Raw genomic sequence first — 21946 nt, forward strand, 5'->3', positions numbered from 1 at the left:
TCATGACCACGGTCGGTATTCGCGGCACGTTCTTCGACTTCGTCGACGATCCCTGGAAGCATGTCGGCAACGAGCAGGCCGCCGCGCGCTTTCACCAGGACGGTCTCATGATCGTCACCGATGGCGTCATCAAGGCGTTCGGACCCTACGAGACGATCGCTGCCGCCCATCCCGGCGTCGAGATCACGCACATCAAGGACCGCATCCTCGTCCCGGGCTTCATCGACGGCCACATCCATCTGCCGCAGACCCGCGTGCTCGGGGCCTATGGCGAGCAGCTGCTGCCGTGGCTCCAGAAATGGGTCTATCCGGAAGAGCTCAAATACCGGGATCGCAACTACGCGCGGGAGGGCGTCAAGCGTTTCCTCGACGCGTTGCTCGCGTCCGGCACCACCACCTGCCAGGCCTTCACGAGCTCCTCGCCCGTTTCAACCGAGGAACTGTTCGAGGAAGCGGCCCGCCGCAACATGCGCGTCATCGCGGGCCTCACCGGCATCGATCGCAACGCGCCGGCGGACTTCATCGATACCCCGGAGAATTTCTATCGCGACAGCAAGCGGCTGATCGCAGAGTATCACAACAAGGGCCGCAACCTCTACGCCATCACGCCGCGCTTCGCCTTCGGTGCCTCGCCGGAATTGCTCAAGGCGTGCCAGCGCCTCAAGCACGAGCATCCGGACTGCTGGGTCAACACCCACATCTCCGAGAACCCGGCTGAATGCAGTGGCGTGCTGGTCGAGCATCCGGACTGCGAGGACTATCTCGGCGTCTACGAGAAGTTCGACCTCGTCGGGCCGAAGTTCTCAGGCGGCCATGGCGTCTATCTCTCGAACAACGAATTCCGGCGCATGTCGAAGAAGGGCGCGGCGGTGGTGTTCTGTCCGTGCTCGAACCTGTTCCTCGGCAGCGGCCTGTTCCGCCTCGGCCGCGCCACCGATCCGGAGCATCGCGTGAAGATGTCGTTCGGCACCGATGTCGGCGGCGGCAACCGCTTCTCGATGATCTCCGTGCTCGACGACGCCTACAAGGTCGGCATGTGCAACAACACGCTGCTCGACGGCAGCATCGATCCCACGCGGAAGGACCTTGCGGAAGCCGAGCGCAACAAGCTCTCGCCCTATCGCGGCTTCTGGTCGATCACGCTTGGCGGTGCCGAGGGCCTCTACATCGACGACAAGCTCGGTAATTTCGAGCCCGGCAAAGAAGCCGATTTCGTTGCGCTCGATCCGAACGGCGGGCAGATCGCCCAAGCGTGGCACCAATCGCTGATCGCCGAGGGCGCCGGCCCGCGCACGATGGACGAGGCCGCGAGCATGCTGTTCGCCGTGATGATGGTCGGCGACGATCGCTGCGTCGACGAGACCTGGGTGATGGGCAAGCGTCTCTACAAAAAAGGCTGAAGCCGCCGCGATGAGCACATCTCCTGACACGGCCGGCCAGCCGGTCGCCCTCGTCATCCAACGCCGCATCGCTGACGAGGGCTTTGCCGCGTTCGCGCGGTGGAACGGCGAGGTGGGCGAGGCGCTGAAGGCCTGGCCCGGTTTCCTGGGGCAGGAGGTGGTGCCGCCGCAGCCGCCGGCGCATGTCGACTGGGTGACGATTTTGCGTTTCGCCAGTCCGGCCGCGGCGCGCGCCTGGCTCCAGAGCGAGGTGCGGGCGAAGCTGATCGCTGAGGTGCAGCGCTTCTTCGTCGGTTCGGAGGATGTCCACATCCTGCCCGACACCGGCGTTCAGCGTGACAGCGCGGTGTCGGCCGTCATCTCCTTCAAGGTGCCGGATGGACTCGAGGACGCGTTTCTGAAATGGCAGCAGCGCATCCAGGCCGCGGAGGCCGAGTTCAAGGGATTTTTGCGTCACAAGATCGAGCGGCCGATTCCAGGCTTGCGCGACGAATGGATCGTCATCCTGTCGTTCGACAGCGATGCCAACCTCAATGCATGGCTTGGCTCACCCGTCCGTCAGACCCTGCTGAAAGAGGGCGAGCGCTTCAACGCCGGCATGAACGTGAAGCGCGCGAGCTACGGCTTCAATTTCTGGTTCCCGGCCGGCAAGACTGGGGCTCCCGAGCAGGGCCCGGCCATGATCTGGAAGAGCAACCTCATCGTCCTCCTGGTGCTCTACCCCGTGGTCTATCTCTGGGGCACTTTCGTCAGCCGGCCCCTGATCGACAGCCATGGCGTACCGATCTGGCTGTCGCTGTTTGTCGGCAATCTCGTCAGCACCCAGCTGCTCGGCTGGTGGCTCGTGCCCGCGGCCTTCAGGGCACTCGACTGGTGGGTCGCGCCGAAGGCGGCGATCAGTCGCCAGATCGCGGGCTATGCACTTCTTGCCGCGCTCTACGCCGCTTCGATGGGGCTGTACGCGTTGTTGCTCGCGTGGCATTGGGGACGGTGAGACCGTCCACCGTACCGTCGCGGAGAGGGGCGGTCGCTGGACATCGACGACCATGTTTGCCCTGACATTCCTCGGCACCTCGGCGAGCGTTCCCTCCGCGGAACGCAACCATCCGGCCCTGCTGATCGAGGCTGCCGGACAGCGCATGCTGGTCGATTGCGGCGAGGGCACGCAGCGTCAGTTGCTGCGCAGTGGCGCAGGTTTTCGACGGCTCGACCGCATTCTACTGACGCATGCCCATCTCGATCATGTGCTCGGCATCCCCGGCCTGTTCTCGACGCTGCGTTTGCGGCAGAGCGCCGAGGTGATGATGGTTCATGGTGGCCCATCGACGCTTGATACGGTCATCCAGATGCTGGCCGGCTTGTGGGGCGCGGGCAGGGCGCCGCTCCCAGTGGAGTTCGCCTCGTTGGCCGCAGGACGGTTCGTCGACGCCGGTGATTTCACCATCGACTGCTTTCCGGTCCGCCATCGCGACACCGACAGTTTTGGATTCGTCTTCCAAAGCCCCGCTCGCCGCCACCTTCAGCCGGATCGGCTGGCGGCGCTTGGCGTTCCCGACGGTCGCTTGCGCGGCGAGCTGGCCGCAGGCCGGGCAGTCGTAATCGAGGGCGATCAAACGATCGATCCGGAAGACGTCCTGGGGCCGCGGAGCGGCGGCAGGAAACTCGTCGTGATCGGCGACACCGAAACCACCGAGGGGCTGGCGCAACACGTCGTTGATGCCGACATGCTGGTGATCGAGGCAACGTTCCTCGATCGTGACGCGCCAACCGCGCGGGATTACGGCCATCTCACCGCGGCAGAAGCGGCGTCGTTTGCGGCAGCGAGCAATGTGAAGCAGCTCGTGCTGACCCATATGTCGGGACGCTATGAGGACGAAGAGATTCTCGCGGAGGCGGCGCGGATCTTTCCGAACAGCCGGATCGCCGCCGACTTCGATCACATCGTGATCTAGCCATCGCGACGAGACATCGCCAATCGCCGTCTCGGCCGGCTCTACAGACCGGCGGCAACACCGAGGCGGCCGATGCCCGGCAGCTTGACGGCGGGCCGGCGGATGTCGAGGCCGAGCACGGCGCCGAAGAAGTTGACCTCGAGGCCTTCAACCCATCCGAGGGTCAGGCCGAGATAGCCGAAGAGCGAGGCATAGAAGCCGGTGCGCGAGGCGGTCAGCCCAATCCATTCCCCGGAATAGGGATAATCCTTGCCGATCGCGGTCGGCGGCAGAACCGCGCGAAGTTCCGGCACGGCATCGAGCGCGGCTTGAACGAAGGTGTTTGAATTCGGTCCCGGCCAGGCGCTGTAGTCGCCGTAGGTTCGAAACTTGTAGGTCTCGATCACAGTCCGAATCCTGGGAACGAGGAGCTCGGCCCGTGACCCATCTACGGCGACGACGGTTTCCGGCAGGGCGCCGAACCACCTTCCATCGGGGGCGAAGCCATTGCTCCGGATCGGTTCGCCCCACGCGGTGTAGTCGTATCGGCTATAGCTGGTCGCATCCTTTTCCTTGACGACGATCCAGGTGTGGACGGCGAAGATGCTTCGCCACCGGACCGTTCGGGCCGCATAAACCCGGATCAGGGCGTCGGGATGGGAAGAAGCCGGCGGCAGCAGGCCTGCGCTGGAACGGTCAGCCGTCTGCCAATTGCCGCGGCCATCTCCAAGCCAATAGTACCGCGCGGCCGATAGGCCGATCGGCACGAACAGGAGCAGGAAGAAAATGAGCACGGCTCTTCGCAAGGCGAGATCGGGTTTCGGAAGGAAGTCTCGAGGATATAGGTCGCGAAAGCTTTTTTCACAATGATCTTCGAATGCAGATCGTCAGCTGTGAGGTCGCACGGGACATCCGCGAAGAGATCGCTCAGCTCGTCAATCCCGACTTGATCGCGAGATCCTGCACCTGGCCGGTCAGCTCCATCAGCCGCGGCAGCGCCTGGTCACGGAACGTCGGCATGTCCATGCGCATGGCATCGACCGTGATGCTCAATCCCCCGATCACGAGGCCCTGGGCGTCGAAGATCGGCGTTGCCAGCGTGCGCAGGCCGTAGGCGTTCTCGCCGTCGGAGACGGCGTGGCCTTTCTTCTTCACCTGATCGAGCCGGGCGAGCAGGGCATCGAGATCAGTCAGCGTCCGCTCCGACAGTTTGACGCGAGGGCGCGATTCCAGTCGCTCGATCTGCTCGTCCCGCGCCAGATGTGCCAGCATGACATGACCGAGCGCGGCGCTATAGGCGGGAATGCGCGTGCCCGGCCGGCGATCCATCTTGTGGCGGTCGAGGCCCGCGCCGACGCGCGCGAGATAGACCACGTCACCGCCGTCGAGGATGCCGAGCGAAGCCGCATCGCCGACATCGGGCACGAGATCTCGCAGCAACGGCTCGACCATCGGCCTTAGCGATCCGTGCGACAGCACGGTGTAGCCGAGGTCGAGGCAGGCAACGCCGAGGCGGAACCGGCGGCTCTGCGGCACGGTCTGGAGATAGCCGAGCTCGGTCAGGGTCTGGATCAGCCGGAACGCCGTTCCGCGATCGAGATCCGCCCGTGCGGCAATCTCACTCAGGGTGAGCTCGAAGGCTTCGCTGCTGAAGCTCTTGAGCACGGCAAAGGCCTTGCCGACGGACGCGACATGATTTTTGGGATTTTTCGGGGACGATTCCGATTTGCGCTTCGTGGCCTTCTTTTCGACCTTGGCCATGCTCGAATGCCTTGCCATGACAGCCACCGCCCTTGACGCGGCGGCAAGCTGATTTTACGACTGGTCCAAGCCAATAACAAATGTTCGCATTCCGAACAACAGATTTGACGATCGGAGGAAGTTTGTCGACACCATCGCTGCACCCTCATGGCGTGTTCTCGGCCGCGCTGACTCCGCTCGACGCCCAGCTCGCCCCCGATCATGCGCGCTTCATCGCGCATTGCCGCTATCTCCTCGATGAGGGTTGCGACGGCATCGCGCTGCTCGGCACGACGGGCGAGGCGAATTCCTTCTCCGCGGCGGAGCGCATGGCGCTGCTCGAGGCGGTGGTAGCTGCCGGCATCGCGCCGCAACGTTTTCTGCCGGGCACCGGCGTTGCCGCGTTCAGCGAGACCATCGCCCTGACGCGCCACGCGCTTTCAGTCGGCGTCGACACCGTCGTGATGCTGCCGCCGTTTTATTATAAGGGTGTCACGGACGACGGCGTTTACGCGTCCTATAGCGAAATCGTGCAGCGCATTGGCGATGCCAGGCTCAAGGTCGTGCTCTATCACATCCCGCAGATGTCGGCGCAGCCGATCTCGCATGCGCTGATCGAGCGGCTGCGAACGGCTTATCCGGCAACGTTCGTGGGTATCAAGGATTCCTCCGGCGACTTCGCGAACATGACCGCGATGGTCGAGCGCTTCCCCGGCTTTTCGGTCCTGGTCGGAGCCGATCCACTGCTGCTGCCGCTGCTGCGCAAGGGCGGCGCCGGCTGCATCACGGCGACCTCCAATCTGGTCGCGCGGGACCTTGCTTATGTCTACAAGCATTTTCGCGATAGCGACGACGACGCGGCGCTCAAGACGGCGCAGGCGCGCATCGTGAAAGCGCGCGAGCTGGTCTCGCGCTTCCCGCAGATGGCCTCGCTGAAGACACTGGTGGCAGAGCGCACCGGTCATGCGGGATGGCAGAGCCTGCGACCGCCGCTGGAGTGTTTGCCGCCGGAGCAGGTGAAAGAGCTGCTCGCGAATGCTGCGGCATTCGCAGCCGCTTTGTAGGCGGCGCAACGACAAGGCGATCCGATGTCAGACTCCTTCCAGGACGCGCTCTCCGGGCTTGCCGCGATCGTCGGCGACAAGCACGTCATTGCGTCCGGGGCTGACCAGGAAGCCTACGTCGTAGACTGGCGCGGGCGTTATCACGGCCGCGCGGTCGCGGTGGTGAAGCCCGGCTCCACCGCCGAGGTCGCCGCCGTCGTCAAATTCTGTGCGGCAAGGCAGCTCGCGATCGTGCCGCAGGGAGGCAACACCGGCATGTGCGGGGCGGCGACGCCGGACGATCGGGCCGGCAATGTGGTGATCCGGCTCGACCGGATGCGCGCCGTCCGCGACGTCAGCCCACTCGCGAACACGATCACAGTGGAAGCCGGCTGCATCCTCGCTGAGGTGCAAAACGCGGCGCGCGACGTCGATCGCTACTTTCCCTTGAGCCTGGGTGCCGAAGGCTCCTGCCAGATCGGCGGCAATATCTCGACGAATGCCGGCGGCACGGCGGTGCTGCGTTACGGTCCGACGCGCGATCTCGTGCTCGGGCTGGAGGTCGTGCTGCCCGACGGGCGAATCTTCAACGGCCTGCGCGCACTGCGCAAGGACAATACCGGCTACGCGCTCAAGCAGCTGTTCATCGGGGCGGAGGGCACGCTCGGCATCATCACCGCGGCGGTGTTGAAGCTGTTCGCGCCGCCGCGCAGCTCGGCGCTGGCGCTGCTGAAACTGCAGGGCGTCGAGCAGGCGCTCGAGATCATGCAGCGCCTGCGCGGCGCGGTCGGCGACCGGCTCGGCAGCCTCGAGATCATGTCGCGCGCGCAGATCGAGGCGATCGCAGAGACCGTGCCCCATGTCACGATCCCCTTCGAGTTGACGACGCCGTGGTATCTGATCGTCGAGCTGACCGACACGCTCGCCGGAGTCGACCTCGACGAGCCGCTGGGCACGGTGCTGGCCGACGCGATGGAAGCGGGGCTCTCCGAAGACGTGATCCTGGCCTCCAACCTGGCGCAGGCGAAGGCGATCTGGGCTGTCCGGCACAGCGTATCCGAAGGCAACAAGCGCAGCGGCTATGTGGTGTCGCATGACAGCGTGGTGCCGCTGGAGCGTCAGGCGGCTTTCGTCAACAATGTCGAAGCCCGTATCAAGGCGGCCGTCCCCCATGCGAACGTCGTGATGCACGGCCATATCGGCGACGGCAACATCCACGTGATCGCCCTGATCGACCGCGCGCGTTGCCAGGACCAGGCGGCGACGGCTGCGCTGGTGGCTGAAATCAACGAGATCGTCGACGACGAGACCGCAGCGCAGGGCGGTGCGATCAGTGCCGAGCACGGCATCGGCGTCACCAATCGCGGCCGGCTCGCCCGTGTCGCCGATCCCCTCGACATCGAGCTGATGCGCGATATCAAGAAATTGCTCGATCCGAAGGGCCTGATGAATCCCGGCAAGATCTTTGGTGCGGGAGCGGCATGACCATGACGAGCGTCCGCCTGCTTGCCGACGATCTCACCGGTGCGCTCGACACCGCGGCAGAATTCGTCGGCCTGTGCGGACCGTTCGATGTCCTCTGGTCGGAAGCGTTTACGCCGCTGGAGTCCGGAAGCCTGGCGATCGATAGCGGCACCCGTGAGCGCTCGAAGGCCGAGAGCGTCGAAATCGTTGGGCGACTGGCGCCGTACCTTCAGGGCGGGACGATCGCCTACAAGAAGGTCGATAGCCTCCTTCGGGGCGCGTGGGCGGCTGAGCTTGGCGCCTGTCTGCGCAGCGGCCATTGGGCCTCCTGCGTGGTCGCGCCGGCGTTCGATTATCAGGGACGTCGCACCGTCGGTGGCCAGCAATTCGCCCGCACCGTGCATGGCGATTGGCACAGGGTCGGCGACAATTTGCTGGATCAATTGCGGCAGGACGGCATCGAGGCACGCCAGGGGACGCCCGACACGCTCTCGCAAGGCGGCGTTCAGGTGTTCGATGCCGAGAGCGACCTCGACCTCGATCGCGTCGTCGAAATGGTGCGGCGCATGCCGGGGCCCGTGTTGTGGTGTGGGAGCGGCGGCTTGGCCGGTGCGCTTGCCCGCAGTCAAGGCGCCGCTGCGTCCTCGCAACTGAAGCGGCCGGTGCTGGGGCTGTTTGGCTCCGACCAGGCTGCCACCGCATCCCAGCTGGCTGCATGTGGTCACGCCACCATCGCGCTGGCCGAGGGGGAGGGCAACGCGGGCGTTCGGCGCAAGCTGGCCGACGAGGGCGTGGCGCTGGTGAAATTCGCCCTCGCCGACGGCTTGATGCGGGCCGAGGCGGCGCGGCGGATCGCGCACGAGATGACGGGGCTGATCGCGGCACTCGAACCGCCGGGCACGCTGGTTGTTGCCGGTGGGGAAACCCTGAAGGCCGCTTGCGTTGCCCTTGGCGCGCATGCGCTCGAGGTGACAGGACGTATCGTGCCGGGATTGCCGCGCTCGATCTTGCAAGGCGGCCGCTGGGCCGGCGTCGATGTCATCTCGAAGTCCGGTGCATTCGGCCCCAGCGAGCTGTGGCGCGACCTGCTTCGGGATAATCATTTGCTCAGCAAGGGGAGTCCGACATGACCTCTCGTCATCTAGCCATCACCATGGGCGATCCCGCCGGGATTGGGCCGGAGATCATCGTCAAGGCCTGCGTCGGGCTGAAGGACCGGATCGCGAAAGGCGATCTGCGGATGCTGATCATCGGCAGCGGCGCGGCGCTCGATGGCGCGAAAGCCGCACTTGGTGCCGGCATTGCGATTCCCGAAGTGCGCGCCGAGGATCGCGACTGGCCAAACCTCTGCTTCCTCCAGGCCGACATCGAGGGCGATCCGATCAAGCCGGGCGTGCTCAGCGCTGATGGCGGCCGCTTTGCCTACAAGGCGATCGAGCAGGGCGTGCGGCTGACGCAGGCGGGCCGGACCGCGGCGATCGTCACGGCGCCGCTCAACAAGGAAGCGCTCAACAGGGCCGGCTATCACTTCCCGGGTCATACCGAGATGCTGGCGCATCTCACCGGCGTGCGCGGCTCGGTGATGCTGCTCGCCCATGGCAACATGCGCGTCAGCCATGTCTCGACCCATGTGGCGCTCGAGGACGTGCCGAAGCGTCTGACGCCGGAGCGGCTGCGCATGGTCATCGACCTCACCAACGATGCCCTGCTGCGGCTCGGCATTGCCAAGCCGAAGATCGCGGTTGCCGCGCTCAATCCACACGCCGGCGAGGGCGGCTTGTTCGGCCGGCAGGACATCGACGTGTCCGCGCCGACGATTGCAAAAGCCGTCGCCGACGGTCTCGACGTCGTCGGCCCCGTGCCCGGCGATACCATCTTCGTCAAGCTGCGCGCCGGCCAGTACGATGCGGCGGTCGCGATGTATCACGACCAGGGGCACATCCCCGTCAAGCTGCTCGGCTTCCAGGTCGATCCCGCGACCGGCCGCTGGCAGGAACTGTCCGGCGTCAACATCACGCTGGGCCTGCCGATCATCCGCACCTCCGTCGACCACGGCACCGCCTTCGACATCGCCGGCAAGGGCATCGCCAACGAACACAGCCTGATCGAAGCCATCGACTATGCCGAGCGGCTCGCCGCTGGCGTTTCTGCATCCAAATCATGAGTTCGAACGCACGATGACCAACGCCTTCACGCCCATTGAAATCCAGCGTCCCACCATCCTCGAGTTCGGCAACGGCACGATCGGCGCGGCAGCGCGCTTCGCCGAGCGGATCGGTGCCAGGCGGCCGCTGGTGATCTCCGATCCGTTCAACGCACGCCGCGTCGACATGCTGGCGCTGCCGGGTGCGGTGAAGGTGTTCGGTGAGGTCAAGCCCGAGCCCGACCTGCCCAATCTCAAGAAGGCGGTGGCGATGGCGAAGGACGTCAAGCCTGATCTCGTGGTCGGCTTTGGCGGCGGCAGCGCGATGGATCTCGCCAAGCTGGTCGCGGTGATGTGCACGAGCGACGTGCCCTTTGCCGATATCGTCGGGCCGGAGAAGGTGGCCGGCCGCAGCGTCGCGCTGATGCAGATTCCGACGACGTCGGGCACCGGCAGCGAGGCCGGCACCCGCGCGCTCGTGACCGATCCTGTCAGCCAGAACAAGCAGGCAGTGCAGAGCCGCTTCATGCTGGCCGACATCGCCATCGTCGATCCGGATCTGACGATGACCGTGCCGAAAGAGGTCACCGCGGCAACCGGGGTCGACGCGCTGGCGCATTGCGTCGAGGCCTATACCAGCCGCAAGGCGCATCCGACGATCGACCTCTACGCGCTCGACGGCGCGCGGCTGGTCGGCCGCTATCTCGAGCGCGCGGTGGCCGATGGCGGCGACCGCGAGGCTCGTGCGGGCCTGGCGCTCGCCTCGCTCTATGGTGGCTATTGCCTGGGACCGGTGAACACGACCGCCGGCCACGCCGTGGCGTATCCGCTCGGCACCCGTCACCACGTGGCGCATGGCCTCGCCTGCGCGGTGATCTTCCCGCATACGCTGGCCTTCAACATGCCGGCGGTGGAAGCGAAGACGATCGCGGTGCTCCAGGCGCTCGGACTGCCGGAGAAGGGCGATCCAAAGCTCGCATTCGACGCCACCTACGGGTTCTGCAAGAATCTCGGCATCGAGATGCGGCTGTCCGCGCTCGGCGTGCCCCGGGACGATCTCGGCGTGATGGCCGACGAGGCGCACGCCATTCGCCGCCTGCTCGACAACAATCCGCGCGACCTCGGCCGGGATGAGATCCTGAACATGTACGAGGTCGCGTTCTAACAGTCTTCGCCGCTCGCGCGCGGCAGCCAATCAACAACACGAAAAACAGAGGAAACGTCTATGAGATCGATCTGGCTTGTCCTTGCCTCAGCCTTGGTGCTGGCGGCCTCACCCGCAAAGGCGCAGGACGGCTATCCGTCCAAGCAGGTGACGGTGGTCGTTCCCTTCGCCGCCGGCGGCACCGCGGATATCTTCGCGCGGATGGTCTCCAACCATTTGCAGGCGAAGTTCGGCAAGCCCTTCGTGGTCGAGAATGTCGGCGGTGCCGGCTCGATCCTCGGCGTGACGCGGGTGGCGAAATCGGCGCCGGATGGCATCACGCTCGGCCTTGCGAGCACGTCCGCGCTTGCGATCAACCCGTCGCTCTACGGGCCGAAGCTCAGCTACCAGCCGGACAAGGAGCTGGTGCCGGTCGCCCAGATCAGCGTCGTGCCCAACGTTCTCGTCGTCAATCCCAACAAGATCAAGGCGCGTACCGTGCCGGAGCTGATTGCCTATCTGAAGGCGAATCCGGACAAGGTCTCGTTCGGCTCGGCCGGTGTCGGCACCTCGCAGCATCTTGCCAGCGAGCTGTTCCAGCAGAAGACCGGCACCAAGATGGTGCACGTGCCCTACAAGGGCTCCAGCCAGATGCTAACGGACCTGCTCAGCGGCCAGATCGATCTCGCCTTCGACAACGTTCCGCTGCTGCTGCCGCAGGTGAAGACCGGCCAACTCGCGCTGCTCGCGACGGCAACGCCGAAGCGCGCCGCCTTCGATCCCGAAGCTCCGGCCGTTGCCGAATTCCTGCCCGGCTTCGAGGCGGTGGCCTGGCACGGTTTCATTGTGCCCGCGGGCACGCCCAAGCCGATCGTCGAAAAGCTCTCGGCCGAGATCCGCGCCTTCATGCAGCAACCGGAGACTGTGCAGAAGATGGCCGAGCTCGGTGCCACCGCTGTCGCCGTGGATTCCGAACCGTTCGCGGCCTACATCAACGCTGAGACGGCGCGCTGGAAGAAGGTGATCGAGGCCGCCAACATCAAGCTGGAGTAGGGCGGTACGCGATGAGAGAAGCCGGCCGCCGCATGCCCGAGAACGGCGGCCGCTTGTTCAACGCCGGTCGCCGGTCTAAGTTCGCCTCAGCCAACGGGTGCGGGGCTGATGGGGACTGTTCGTTTTCTGCTGGCGGCGATCGTCGTTGGATTTCATTGCCAATTTGGCGTCATTCACCAGACAATCGGAGGTTTGGCCGCTGTAGAAGTCTTCTACATCATCAGCGGCTTTTACATGGCCGCCGCCTATGAGCGGCACTATCCCGGACGGCCTGCTGCATTCTTCGCCAGCCGCTTCGCGAGGCTTTATCCGTTCTACCTCGCTGTCCTTGCAGCTACGTTCGCGCTACATCTGTGGAATCCGGCGAACGAGAGCGGCATCTTCAATTCCCTCAGAACGGATGAGCGGCCCTATGTGATCAACCTGTCGCTGCTGGGTCTCGATCTCTATTCGGCCATGCACAGCACCACGTATCTCCTGGTTCCGCAGGCCTGGTCGATCAGTGCGGAGATCGTCTTCTACGCGCTGCTGCCTGCCTTGCTTCTCCTGAATAGAAAATGGCTCGCCGGGTTGGTGGTCGCTGCCTTCGCGATCAAGATGACCATTCTGCACGTCTACGAATGGAAATGGGCTTACTTCCCGTTTTACAGCCAGATCGGCTATTTCGGCACCGGCGTTGTGCTCTTCTCGTTGCGAGATCGCCTGACATGGTCGACGCGTGCGGGCTACTGGCTCGCGGCCCTGTACTGCCTCTATCTCCTCGGCGACGTCTATGCCGACGTCGACTATCACGGGGGCATCGTTCAGGGCGTACCGCTGGTTATCGCAACCTGCATCGTGATTCCGACGCTTTTCTCAAGAATCAACGGACCGCTGTCGACCGCGTTGGGCGACGCCTCCTATGGCGTCTATCTCTCGCATTTTCTCTTCATCCAGATCGCGATCAATCTGCAGTTCTTTGATCCGATCACGCTGACCAATCCGCACATTGTGAGCCATTGGCGAATTCTGTTTCAAACCCTGGGCATCCTGCTCGCATCCACGGTCGTTGCGCTCGCCTTCGAGTTCACGCTGCAGCGATGGATCGATCGGGCGCGCCGGTCGCTGTTCTACAACCGCAGAGGGCCGCAGGATTCCTTCGGGAAGAGTTGAGACAGTCGGTCTTGTCGGTGCGAACGCAGCGAGAACAAGCCGACGATGTTCACAGAGGGGCTGGACCGCGAAGGTAAGCGCGGCTATATGAGCGGCCTGCGAGCCGCTGATTTGCGAAACTGTCAGCCGCGCTCGCAGAACTTCCGAAGAAAGCTTAGTGATTTCAAGCGCTTCGGTGGGGAATGGTGTAACGGTAGCACAACAGACTCTGACTCTGTTTGTCTTGGTTCGAATCCAGGTTCCCCAGCCAACCCACTCGGATCTCCGCAAGCCCCTGATATTGTTGAACGATCCTGCGCTGGGTAGCACACGTACCCCTACGCCGACCCTAACGCCTGCCCCCAACGGGAAACTTCAGCGCTCGCCGCGTCGAGGGTCACCGCAAAGCCGACCCAGAGTTGCAATGCGACCAATCAAGTTGCTCATCCTCTCATTGTCTCTGCTGGCTGTCCAAGGAGCTTCTGGGAACGATTGGGAGGTATTTGGGCTCGAGCCAAACATGTCGATGAAGGATGCTGCTCCTGTCATGGCTGCTGCTTGCGCCAGCAAAATAGACAGAATTCAGCCTTCAAATCCCGTCGAGAATCTGGAGATCCGAATTTGTAGGCGGCCCGATGGAGCATCGCTTGAAGTTTGGTATCGATGCGGAAAGCTCCTCTCGACATTCGTCCGCAAGCAGGTCGAGAGTAGCGGTGAAGCAATGCGAGCGTTAACAGGCGTATGCCTCCCACCTCTCTCAATTGAGAATGTTGGTGTACGGCGGATCAGTTTACGTTGTGCCGAGGGTGGGGCGGCGACGATTGAGTTTCCTGAGATCGGAGAACGACTCGCTCTAACTCTGAGCTACGAATCCGGAAGCGCGACATGCCCCTGAATAAACCCAGCAGAGCGTTGGGCGCCTTACGTCCGTCAAGCCGCTCGCGAAACCGATGGCACAGAACCCCCGGCAGTTTGTCCGACGTTTTGGCGTGCTTCAGCTCGCAACGGGGTGGATACACCGCTAGAGGCCGAGATCACACAGTTTGAGAAACTGCGGAGAGAAGCAGACATCTACCTTTTCGCCGTCCTTCTGGAAGCTGTAGCAATGAAGCTCAACCCCGCATTCACGGACGGCTGCAATGAGCGGGATGCTAGGCGAGCCTGGAAGAAGCAGAATTCGGCGGTGGCCGGAAAGCCTCGGCAACAACCTCGGATAAAGAGTTAGCTGACCTATGCCCTCGTAAACGTCTGCCGCCGCGACACCGGTCTTAATTTCGAGCAGCAGCTTCCCAGCTTGTGTTTCGACTACACCATCAACCTCGTAGCCGTAAGCGTGCAGGGGTTTGACCAGTTCACGCCCGTCCGCGTCGAAGAGGCCCTTCAGCTTCTGCCAGACCTCGCCGTGGATGCGCCATCGCTCGTTGCGACTAACCGTAGGTTTCCCCACGATCTTGCCGCCTTTCTCGGGCGGACCGAATAATTCGACGAGGCGCTTATCGTCCTGTTTTGCCGTCGCCGCAGCATCAGGGTTCCTAGCGAGACTGCACCGATCTACAAAGGCTGCCGTGTTCTGACAGATTTCGCCTGCCGGGCGGTCAAGCGCCGTCACTATGAACCAGGCCCGTTTTGCTGGCTTGCCTTCTATCGTTACCGCAGCGGGCCTAAGGCCAGTTCGTTCTTCGAAGTCAGGACTCTCTATGCGAGCAGATTGGGCATTCTTGTGCAGCGTCCCTTGTCTAAGTAGATAACGTTGCCCGGCCGAATCTTGCGCCACGCCAGACAAAGGATTTTCTGTTCCTTGCTCGGGCTCGTTCAGCTCGACAGTCCAATGATCACCACTAGGATCTAAACCGAGTTTGATATCATTCCCATTTATGCGGAAGTAGATCTTTCCAGTCGAAAGCCACCAAACGCTAGCAAGCCTCTCGCCGTGCTGCTCCATAGCATTTCGCCAAACCGAGAAAGCATCACGGATGTCATCCAGGGCAGTCAACAATTGAAGCGATTCTTGGACCATTCATCCTCTTGGATTCTGCTTTGGCCGCGCGTGCCGATTTCCAGGAAAAGCTGCTGACGCCTCCATCCACCTCACAAAATCTTCAGACCGTAAGCGAGGTGCCAAGCCCAATTCGTACGAGTTTCCGCGCTATCAAGGCACGCCTCACGGTCAATTCGCTCCCGAGCAACCTTGATATTGAACTGCGAACAGGCGCCAATAAAGTTGGCGTAGCGATAATTTTCGAGCCGTACCACGGCCGCTCCGAGCCATACTATCGAGATCACGAGTGCCGCGATCGCAAGAAACAATAAAGCCCTTACTGACTTTCCCATGTCCTTCAAATCCTAGACGGAGGGCTGAGCATCGGCTTGCCCGACCTCGATCTCCTGGGCCAGCCTCAGATTTCTTACTCGGGGGCTGAATGCTTTTCTAAACTTGTCGACCTCATTGACTAGCCAGTCGATGTACTCCGGCCACTTCTCCCGTTCATAGAGGTCCGCCTCGCGAGAAAGCGAGATGATCTTGTCATCATTCTCGGGATTTGGATTCCACTGCAATTTATGGCCAATCTCGGTTTCGATGGCGGAACGATGAACAAGCAGCTGGGGCAGAGCAGCTTCAGCAACTTTCTTTCCGAGGTACACTCGCACGCCGATGCGGCCGTCAGCTGTGTTCGCAATGTTCGACAGATATATGTTGGCTTTGCCAAGCGGCACATTGAACCAGTACTGTGCTTGTGGCGCCTGGGTAGACTGGAGCACCTTTCTTTCCAACAGCTTCTTGCTAAACTCAGTCCAAAATGCCAGTTGCAATTTCCGAGCGTCGCTTAAAGGCGCCGTGGACTTTGCGACGTTTGCCTGGCGTGCAATATTTGTTGGCTTGCTGAGCACATTGAAACGCACCGCAGGCTTCGACCCATCTATTTGCCAAAGCTCAACCTCTACGGCGTACAGATTAAGATCGACGCTTGTGTGCTCGTTGAGCCACTCGATCGCCTTCCGATGCTCATCCGTAAATCGCTCTGCAATCCAAACGACCGCGCTCGCCCCGAGAGTCGCCGCATATGTAAGAACTTTTCCAAGATGATCGTGATCGGTTTTGCCGAACTGGTTTTCGATGACGACATAGCCGCCTTGAAGTTCTCGGGCGAGTATGTCTGCCCAATAAGGACCTACCGGGACCTCAACTCTCTCGACTTGCAGCTCCAGTCCAATCTCCTTTCCTAGCTTCGCAATGTTCTCTTCTCGCGCCAACCAGGGGGTAAAGTCGATCTCCTCATGCGCCCAAACGCTCTTGGCGACAATTTTCTTTATCTCGCCTAAATCGGTCAATTCTAACCTCCCCAAGCCGCGATCCGATTCGATGAAAAGCTTGCAATCTGAAGAGTTGTATCGCAAGTCTCACTCGCCTTGCCAAGCCTACTTTAGGCTCTTGCTTGTAGTGCGTTACGATATTGCATTCCCGCGGCCGCAGATGCTTATTCGGCTCACTCAGAACAACTATCCGACTTACGACCCTCATTAATGCAAGCGCGATATCGCCAAGGCGCCACGTAGCTGCCCGCCCATACGCCCCGCCCGGCGCGTTCGGCCTCGCGTTGTGCGCCATCGTATTTGCCTTTGGAGTAGCGGGGCCAATCGAACGCGAGCCCGCCCTGGACCAGCCAGTCACCCAAGTCCAACGCGCCAACTGAACATGTTGCAACTGTACGACCATACACATCACGGCTTACAGGTTTGCAGCTAACCGGCCTGCCCGCAATAAACCTATCGAGCTCGTTAGCTGACTTCGCTCCGCAGCGATAGGGCAAGCTGTTCTCGCCACGGCAGAGCTGCGAACTTTCAGGGGCATCGATGCCCCACAGGCGAATGCGCATGCCGCGGACTTCGAGTGTATCTCCATCTATGATGCTTGCTTGTCCAATGATCAGTGCGTTGGCGCTAACGTCATGAGAGAACACGGGAAGCGCCAGCAATACCATCAGGCTTGCTGCTCTCAACGGATCGGCTTCCATTCCCGGGCAAGCTTCTGCGCTTCGGCGATCTGAGCGGTCGTCATTCTTGTAGCCAGGTCATCCCGTCGTTTTATGACGTCGTTGCGTATGTCGGCATATTTCACTCTAGGAGCCGCGACGTTCAGTAGCTTGTGCGCTTCGACGTAATCTTGCGCAACGCCAATTCCCTCTGCATACGCAGTCGCTAACGTTACTAATGAATCGGAATCACCTTGATCCGCGGCCCTTTGGAACCAGGTAATAGCTTCAGCCAAATTCCCCGTGACGCCTGGTGTAGGCCTTGTCGCGTCGAAGCCTGCATCGCCAATAGGGTAGTTCATGACGCCGAGACTATATTGAGCAACAGCGCTTCCCCTCTTTGCAGCCCTCTCAATCTCGGCATACACCTCGGAGGGCAGGGGCTGCCCCCGATTCATAAACCGCCAGTTGCGCCCGATATGGCTCAGCGAAGCGACAGCCTCCTGATCTCCGGCGTCGGCGGCTTTGCTGTACCAATTCGCAGCCTCACGCCAATCCCGCTTTGCACAATATCCAATACTACTGAAGTAACCCAATCGCGAGAACGCCCGTGCAACGCCCTGCGTCGCAAGCTCCTGATATAGTTTAACTGCAGTTTGACAATCGTCGTGGCGCTCTGCTGCTGTCGCTTCCTCGAGAGGGCCTGCACCGGCAGCTGAAGCAAAGCCTAACTGTAATCCTATAGGGATGACTGCCAAAACGCGCATTTTCGCTCTCTCGTTACCTTGACTTGTCTAGAACAAAATGAGAACTCTTGCAAAGAGTTTGCGGGAGATAGAGGAATGTCTGCCACCACCGCCCCAACGCTCCAAAATCGAACGCACAAGCACTAGAAGCCGCTGCCGATGAGGCGATCGCAGCCTGCGGCGGTGACGCACGAGAAGCTGTCAAGGCGCTGTTGATAGCGAACGAGTTCTTAGAACGCGAGATGGAAGAGCAGGTTTCGCGCGGATATCTTCGCGGCTTGAAACACGGTAGGTTCAGTACGTATTCGGAGTAGGATCGGGCATTTCTGAAGGCCGCATCACGCAGAGAACATTGCAGTGTTATATAACCTTGCGGAGCCAACAAAGTTGAGCCGCCTTACTTTCATTCTATCTCTATTCTTATTGATCTCGGTACCAGCACTCGGCGCCGAACGCGTAGCATTGGTCATTGGCAATGGCGCGTACTTACGGGTACCAATCCTTCCGAATCCGACACGAGATGCGGCCGACGTCGCTCGTGCTTTGGAACGCCTAGAATTCAAGGTCACCCAGGTTAGCAATGGGACTGCTGCCGATATGCGCAAGGCAATCGTCGAGTTTGGCCGCGCTGCGGAAAGCTCGATGATGGCGGTCGTTTTTTACGCCGGCCATGGAATGGAGGCCAGAGGAGAAAATTGGCTAATTCCCACGGACGCAGAATTGAGGAGCGACGCAGATGTTGAGAGCGAAGCAGTCAGTCTGAGGTCCGTCAATCTTCAAGTTAGCAAGGCGCGGCAGTTGGGATTGATCATTCTGGACGCCTGCCGCAACAATCCTTTTGAAGCAAAAATGAAGCGTTCGTTGGCCAGCCGCGCCGTAGCCCGGGGATTGGCTCCGACCGAACCGACAGACAATGTACTCATCGCATACGCCGCGCGTGACGGGACCACCGCAAGTGATGGGGATGGCAGAAATAGCCCATTCACCACTGCGCTTCTCCGGCACATCGAGACACCCGGCTTGGAAATTTCATTCCTGTTTCGTCGAGTCCGTGATGATGTCATGACCTCGACCAAACGCGAGCAACAGCCCTTTGTCTACGGGTCCCTGTCGAAGGAGGAGATCTATCTCAAAGGACCGACGGCAACTATTCCGAATGCCCCGGCTGCTAGCCTCACTGCCTCGCCAGTTGTTCCCGCGCCCACCGTGCCCGCACTCAACACCGACAACAATCCGAAGCAGCCAGCCGCCGCGAGTGCAGTGACAACCGATCGTGGTGTATTCACATCCGAGGACAGTGAGCGGGTAGCGGCAATAGGAGCCGAGCAAAACTTGAAAATGCCGGAGTTCGCTATCACGGCGACCAAGTCGGATCCTCCGGGACCGAACTCGAAGTTCGTCGGCGTGTGGTCGAGCAAGAAAGGTTGGGGAAACGGCAAAGGCCGCCACGCGATGCTGATCATCACTGATGTTTCGGCAACCAACCTAACCACTGGTTTCTATCTCTGGGGCCCACCCACGAAGTTATCTTGGGTGCAAGCACCTGCGGGTCATTCCCAGTTCGCTGAGTACATTGAGAAAGACAGTTTTTCGCTAAAGTCCCGCGAGACGATCACTGTAAAGCTGGACAGAAAAAACGTGATTAGGTTGACGAACTCTGATCCCGACCACCCGACTGAACGACCTACCATCGACCTCTTTCCAGTGTGGCAATTGGTTAAGCCAACGTCTGCCCCGAGTGACGTATTATTGAATACGGAGCACCCCCGAAAGCCAAAAGAGACATCGATCCATGGGCCTTCTTCAGGGGTTAATCTTCAGGACCAAACGCGTTCGGCGAAGCAGGCGCAACAGCCTAGCGGCGACTCTCGATGCGACAGGATGCGTGATCGGCTAGGTTGCCTTTGTGCAGTTCAAAATGGGGGAGGGATCTCGCCGGATGGCAAGAGCTGGTGGTCGAAGCGCCGAACCAGTGATGCCCCCAATGAGGCATTCGTTCGCTGCCAGATCCGGGCCGGCCGAACGTAGGTATTCGCATTGCGCTACGAGACGGATGCGAATCGTAAGGCAGCTCAGAGGTCGTTTGATTGAGTATCCGCATCTCTGGGGAATTCCTACTCACCCCAAGCCCAACCCTTGTTGTGTTGGCGTGGTACACCCCGACGGTTGCAACATCCCCCGGGCATCCGCTAGAATCCTCGTTGAGCGATACGCGTCGCTCCGGGGCGTGGAAACCCTGAACAAGCGGTTGGTGTCGCCGGTTTCGACACCGAGTCCTTGACCATTATGGTCGGGGAGCCTGCGACGTATGTCCAGGTTCTCCGGAACTAAAGGTCGTAGGGACTGGCTTGTTCGGTTTTCCAACTCCCCGATCACCAGGGGTCAAGAGGCAATTGCTTACGGGGGCGCACCGTGGGCCAGCCTCCGGGAGTTGGAACAATGGACGCGACGGCAACTGCACTCACCAAGGACAAGAAGGAGGCTGCCGGGCGCATCGCCTCGCTGATCTGGATCGCGACGGGTATCTACTATTTCGCTAGCACCGAAGCTGCGGCCTTCCTGTCTTTGCAAGCGGCAGTGTTCTTCATTGGCGGCATATTTGGTGCTGCGCTCGTATTCGGAGCCGCAAGTCACTATCTCTTCGCTGCACACCGAGACTTCTATCTCAATCGGGCACAGGGAAAGCCCGTGTTGAAGGTTCTTGCGGGTCTCGCGAGCCTGTTGTTCAACCTCTTTGAGATAGGGGCGCCGATAGTGACCGCGAGGTGGGCCTTCCTGAGCCTCTATGGTTTGATCTGAGCCTCGCCTTGGTGTGAGCCGTGCTCTTGGGCGGTAATCTCGTCCGGTGTCAGGTTGATCACTTTGAGCACCCGCCGCGAGGGAGCAGGGGTCGTCACCGGTAGCGGGACGACGCAATGCCCAAGATCGCTCACGATACGAAGCGGACTTCGGCAGCCACTCACACGATGTCTGCTTGTGACCACCCATAGCTGACTTCGAGAGTGGGATCAGGGGCGCTGTCCCAGAGGGAGTCGCTATGGCCCATATTGCTTGGTTGTCGATATTGTGCCTCCGTCCGCCGTCGGCCTTGTGACCGTAGTAGTTACAGAAGATGGCTCGTTCGGGTCGCGCCCGCCATTTGCCAGCTTCTTGTCGAGGTCCGCGCGACCGCACCCGGTTTCACTGCAATACCAGCCGATGTAATCCTTGCCTCCCATGCCGTAGAGCTTGACTAGATGCCCGCTGGATGGCGTGACGTTGATGGCCGCAACATACGGCTCCTCGCCGGACTGGTTGACAATTATCAGAGTGCGCCCTGGGGCCAGTCCGGCTACCGTAAGTGTCCGGTCGGTCTGCGGTATCAGTTCTGCCGTGCCGCGAGTAACGACCACCGGGTTGTTGAAAGGCTTGTCAAATACCAGCGTTCTGGATTCCCCGACCGACAGATCGATCACGTCCTTTGGTTCAACGATTGCCGGCGGCTGAGCCAGTACGGGTCCGGCCATGAGCAGGCCAAAAGCGATAATCACCAAACGCATAATGATACCCTCTTACGTGGTGTAAAGAACCCGAGGGTACACTCTGGCGGGCGGTCAGCCAATGGGCCCTAACACGGTCTCAAAATACAAAAATCCGGCCTCGATCCAGGACCGTCCGTCGATGCTTGGTCGAAAGTCCGCAAGTGACCCACTGCGGAAAGTCGATGGGGGCCGGCTACCGCGCCGCACCAAGTGCTCTTTAACGATGCGACGACAGTGCTGGCGCACTCGTGGTCAAACCGATCAAGACCCATGTGCACAGCTTCGGCCCATTCGAAATACCTCATCAACGCCTCAACGGCCGCATGATTCGCGCAGCATCGCGGCGACAGCACCGATAGCGGGGAGAGAGTCGGGTTCTGGACCTCAACAGACCTTGCTCGTGGTGCGTCGGATGTCGGCCTCCCGCCAAAGCAGACCCTCAGTAGGATCAGTCATTCTGCGTCGCGGTACCGCTTTGGCTTCATCATCGCGGGGCTCAATAAAGGGACTTGGGGACTGATTCGCCCGAACTAAGAGGTGGGGCCCTACTGGATCGACCTTTGGGGCTGCAAGCTCGGCCTTAGTGGATTGCCCCTAAGGGTGGCCATGTAGGAGGGGGTGGTGTCACCCTCCCAACTTGATGGAAACCCTAGAGGCCC

20 protein-coding genes and 1 tRNA gene are annotated in these 21946 nt (G+C 61.2%); 13 read left to right on the plus strand and 8 right to left on the minus strand.

Annotated features, from left to right (window positions below; all coding sequences use genetic code 11):
* The first annotated feature begins 2 nt into the window (after positions 1-2).
* Genes guaD through rnz form a run of 3 tightly spaced genes read left to right on the plus strand, consistent with a single transcriptional unit; the run spans position 3 to position 3352 of the window.
* On the plus strand, positions 3-1400 hold the full coding sequence (guaD, locus tag IC66_RS0101090) for a guanine deaminase (RefSeq protein WP_038946368.1): 1398 nt from the start codon (positions 3-5) through the stop codon (positions 1398-1400).
* A gap of 10 nt (positions 1401-1410) precedes the next feature.
* Positions 1411-2394: an antibiotic biosynthesis monooxygenase gene (locus tag IC66_RS0101095; protein WP_038946369.1), complete on the plus strand. Its 984-nt coding sequence runs from the start codon at positions 1411-1413 to the stop codon at positions 2392-2394.
* A 52-nt stretch (positions 2395-2446) separates the two neighbouring features.
* Positions 2447-3352, plus strand: coding sequence for a ribonuclease Z (rnz, locus tag IC66_RS0101100; RefSeq protein ID WP_038946370.1), 906 nt, complete (start codon positions 2447-2449; stop codon positions 3350-3352).
* Positions 3353-3393: 41 nt separating this feature from the next.
* Here the strand turns inward: rnz and IC66_RS0101105 are convergent, their stop codons facing one another.
* Both IC66_RS0101105 and IC66_RS0101110 read right to left on the minus strand, forming a co-directional pair.
* Positions 3394-4125, minus strand: coding sequence for a DUF3750 domain-containing protein (locus IC66_RS0101105; RefSeq protein WP_038946371.1), 732 nt, complete (start codon positions 4123-4125; stop codon positions 3394-3396).
* A gap of 133 nt (positions 4126-4258) precedes the next feature.
* Positions 4259-5092: an IclR family transcriptional regulator gene (locus IC66_RS0101110; RefSeq protein WP_038946372.1), complete on the minus strand. Its 834-nt coding sequence runs from the start codon at positions 5090-5092 to the stop codon at positions 4259-4261.
* Between the two features lie 122 nt (positions 5093-5214).
* Between IC66_RS0101110 and IC66_RS0101115 the strand changes: the two genes are divergently transcribed.
* The 8 genes from IC66_RS0101115 (at position 5215) to IC66_RS0101150 (ending at position 13320) form a co-directional block, all read left to right on the plus strand.
* On the plus strand, positions 5215-6135 hold the full coding sequence (locus IC66_RS0101115) for a dihydrodipicolinate synthase family protein (protein ID WP_038946373.1): 921 nt from the start codon (positions 5215-5217) through the stop codon (positions 6133-6135).
* Between the two features lie 24 nt (positions 6136-6159).
* The gene (locus IC66_RS0101120; protein ID WP_038946374.1) at positions 6160-7599 is read left to right on the plus strand and encodes an FAD-binding oxidoreductase; all 1440 of its coding nucleotides are present in this window, start codon (positions 6160-6162) and stop codon (positions 7597-7599) included.
* Between the two features lie 2 nt (positions 7600-7601).
* Positions 7602-8708 (plus strand): four-carbon acid sugar kinase family protein, encoded by a 1107-nt coding sequence (locus tag IC66_RS0101125; protein ID WP_038946375.1) that lies wholly within the window; start codon positions 7602-7604, stop codon positions 8706-8708.
* A complete protein-coding gene (gene pdxA / locus IC66_RS0101130) occupies positions 8705-9742 on the plus strand; it encodes a 4-hydroxythreonine-4-phosphate dehydrogenase PdxA (protein ID WP_038946376.1) in 1038 nt (345 codons plus the stop codon). Before IC66_RS0101125 ends, pdxA begins: the two co-directional genes overlap by 4 nt.
* Positions 9743-9755: 13 nt before the next feature.
* Complete coding sequence (locus tag IC66_RS0101135; RefSeq protein WP_038946377.1) at positions 9756-10886, plus strand: iron-containing alcohol dehydrogenase; 1131 nt, start codon at positions 9756-9758, stop codon at positions 10884-10886.
* Positions 10887-10946: 60 nt separating this feature from the next.
* Positions 10947-11918 (plus strand): Bug family tripartite tricarboxylate transporter substrate binding protein, encoded by a 972-nt coding sequence (locus IC66_RS0101140; protein WP_038946378.1) that lies wholly within the window; start codon positions 10947-10949, stop codon positions 11916-11918.
* A gap of 108 nt (positions 11919-12026) precedes the next feature.
* Positions 12027-13070, plus strand: coding sequence for an acyltransferase family protein (locus tag IC66_RS0101145; RefSeq protein ID WP_080670313.1), 1044 nt, complete (start codon positions 12027-12029; stop codon positions 13068-13070).
* 176 nt (positions 13071-13246) lie between these two features.
* Positions 13247-13320, plus strand: a tRNA-Gln gene (locus IC66_RS0101150).
* A gap of 750 nt (positions 13321-14070) precedes the next feature.
* Here IC66_RS0101150 and IC66_RS0101155 read toward each other — a convergent pair.
* The 5 genes from IC66_RS0101155 to IC66_RS43080 form a co-directional block, all read right to left on the minus strand.
* The gene (locus tag IC66_RS0101155) at positions 14071-15066 is read right to left on the minus strand and encodes a hypothetical protein (RefSeq protein WP_038946379.1); all 996 of its coding nucleotides are present in this window, start codon (positions 15064-15066) and stop codon (positions 14071-14073) included.
* Between the two features lie 71 nt (positions 15067-15137).
* A complete protein-coding gene (locus IC66_RS0101160; RefSeq protein ID WP_038946380.1) occupies positions 15138-15380 on the minus strand; it encodes a hypothetical protein in 243 nt (80 codons plus the stop codon).
* Between the two features lie 12 nt (positions 15381-15392).
* The gene (locus IC66_RS0101165; protein WP_038946381.1) at positions 15393-16379 is read right to left on the minus strand and encodes a DUF4268 domain-containing protein; all 987 of its coding nucleotides are present in this window, start codon (positions 16377-16379) and stop codon (positions 15393-15395) included.
* Between the two features lie 155 nt (positions 16380-16534).
* Entirely contained in the window at positions 16535-17062 is a 528-nt protein-coding gene (locus IC66_RS43075; RefSeq protein ID WP_390887041.1) for a thermonuclease family protein, read from the minus strand.
* The gene (locus tag IC66_RS43080) at positions 17044-17787 is read right to left on the minus strand and encodes a tetratricopeptide repeat protein (RefSeq protein WP_083859250.1); all 744 of its coding nucleotides are present in this window, start codon (positions 17785-17787) and stop codon (positions 17044-17046) included. The genes IC66_RS43075 and IC66_RS43080 overlap by 19 nt, the downstream gene beginning before the upstream one ends.
* Before the next feature lie 366 nt (positions 17788-18153).
* Between IC66_RS43080 and IC66_RS42435 the strand changes: the two genes are divergently transcribed.
* Both IC66_RS42435 and IC66_RS0101180 read left to right on the plus strand, forming a co-directional pair.
* Entirely contained in the window at positions 18154-19794 is a 1641-nt protein-coding gene (locus IC66_RS42435) for a caspase family protein (protein ID WP_157158001.1), read from the plus strand.
* Positions 19795-20205: 411 nt separating this feature from the next.
* Positions 20206-20565, plus strand: a complete 360-nt coding sequence (locus IC66_RS0101180; protein WP_038946385.1) for a hypothetical protein — start codon at positions 20206-20208, stop codon at positions 20563-20565.
* 236 nt (positions 20566-20801) lie between these two features.
* Here IC66_RS0101180 and IC66_RS0101185 read toward each other — a convergent pair whose 3' ends face one another.
* Complete coding sequence (locus IC66_RS0101185; protein WP_038946386.1) at positions 20802-21305, minus strand: pilus assembly protein N-terminal domain-containing protein; 504 nt, start codon at positions 21303-21305, stop codon at positions 20802-20804.
* Positions 21306-21946 lie beyond the last annotated feature (641 nt).

Source organism: Bradyrhizobium genomosp. III (assembly GCF_000261705.1).
In the GTDB taxonomy this organism is placed as follows: domain Bacteria; phylum Pseudomonadota; class Alphaproteobacteria; order Rhizobiales; family Xanthobacteraceae; genus Bradyrhizobium; species Bradyrhizobium ottawaense.

Bases quoted from the DNA above. Each gene is read 5' to 3' on its own strand.
- guaD (WP_038946368.1), top strand. From the start codon at position 3: ATGACCACGGTCGGTATTCGCGGCACGTTCTTCGACTTCGTCGACGAT.
- IC66_RS0101095 (WP_038946369.1), top strand. From the start codon at position 1,411: ATGAGCACATCTCCTGACACGGCCGGCCAGCCGGTCGCCCTCGTCATC.
- rnz (WP_038946370.1), top strand. From the start codon at position 2,447: ATGTTTGCCCTGACATTCCTCGGCACCTCGGCGAGCGTTCCCTCCGCG.
- IC66_RS0101110 (WP_038946372.1), bottom strand. From the start codon at position 5,092: ATGGCCAAGGTCGAAAAGAAGGCCACGAAGCGCAAATCGGAATCGTCC.
- IC66_RS0101120 (WP_038946374.1), top strand. From the start codon at position 6,160: ATGTCAGACTCCTTCCAGGACGCGCTCTCCGGGCTTGCCGCGATCGTC.
- IC66_RS0101125 (WP_038946375.1), top strand. From the start codon at position 7,602: ATGACGAGCGTCCGCCTGCTTGCCGACGATCTCACCGGTGCGCTCGAC.
- pdxA (WP_038946376.1), top strand. From the start codon at position 8,705: ATGACCTCTCGTCATCTAGCCATCACCATGGGCGATCCCGCCGGGATT.
- IC66_RS0101135 (WP_038946377.1), top strand. From the start codon at position 9,756: ATGACCAACGCCTTCACGCCCATTGAAATCCAGCGTCCCACCATCCTC.
- IC66_RS0101140 (WP_038946378.1), top strand. From the start codon at position 10,947: ATGAGATCGATCTGGCTTGTCCTTGCCTCAGCCTTGGTGCTGGCGGCC.
- IC66_RS0101145 (WP_080670313.1), top strand. From the start codon at position 12,027: ATGGGGACTGTTCGTTTTCTGCTGGCGGCGATCGTCGTTGGATTTCAT.
- IC66_RS0101155 (WP_038946379.1), bottom strand. From the start codon at position 15,066: ATGGTCCAAGAATCGCTTCAATTGTTGACTGCCCTGGATGACATCCGT.
- IC66_RS0101160 (WP_038946380.1), bottom strand. From the start codon at position 15,380: ATGGGAAAGTCAGTAAGGGCTTTATTGTTTCTTGCGATCGCGGCACTC.
- IC66_RS43075 (WP_390887041.1), bottom strand. From the start codon at position 17,062: ATGGAAGCCGATCCGTTGAGAGCAGCAAGCCTGATGGTATTGCTGGCG.
- IC66_RS43080 (WP_083859250.1), bottom strand. From the start codon at position 17,787: ATGCGCGTTTTGGCAGTCATCCCTATAGGATTACAGTTAGGCTTTGCT.
- IC66_RS0101180 (WP_038946385.1), top strand. From the start codon at position 20,206: ATGGACGCGACGGCAACTGCACTCACCAAGGACAAGAAGGAGGCTGCC.
- IC66_RS0101185 (WP_038946386.1), bottom strand. From the start codon at position 21,305: ATGCGTTTGGTGATTATCGCTTTTGGCCTGCTCATGGCCGGACCCGTA.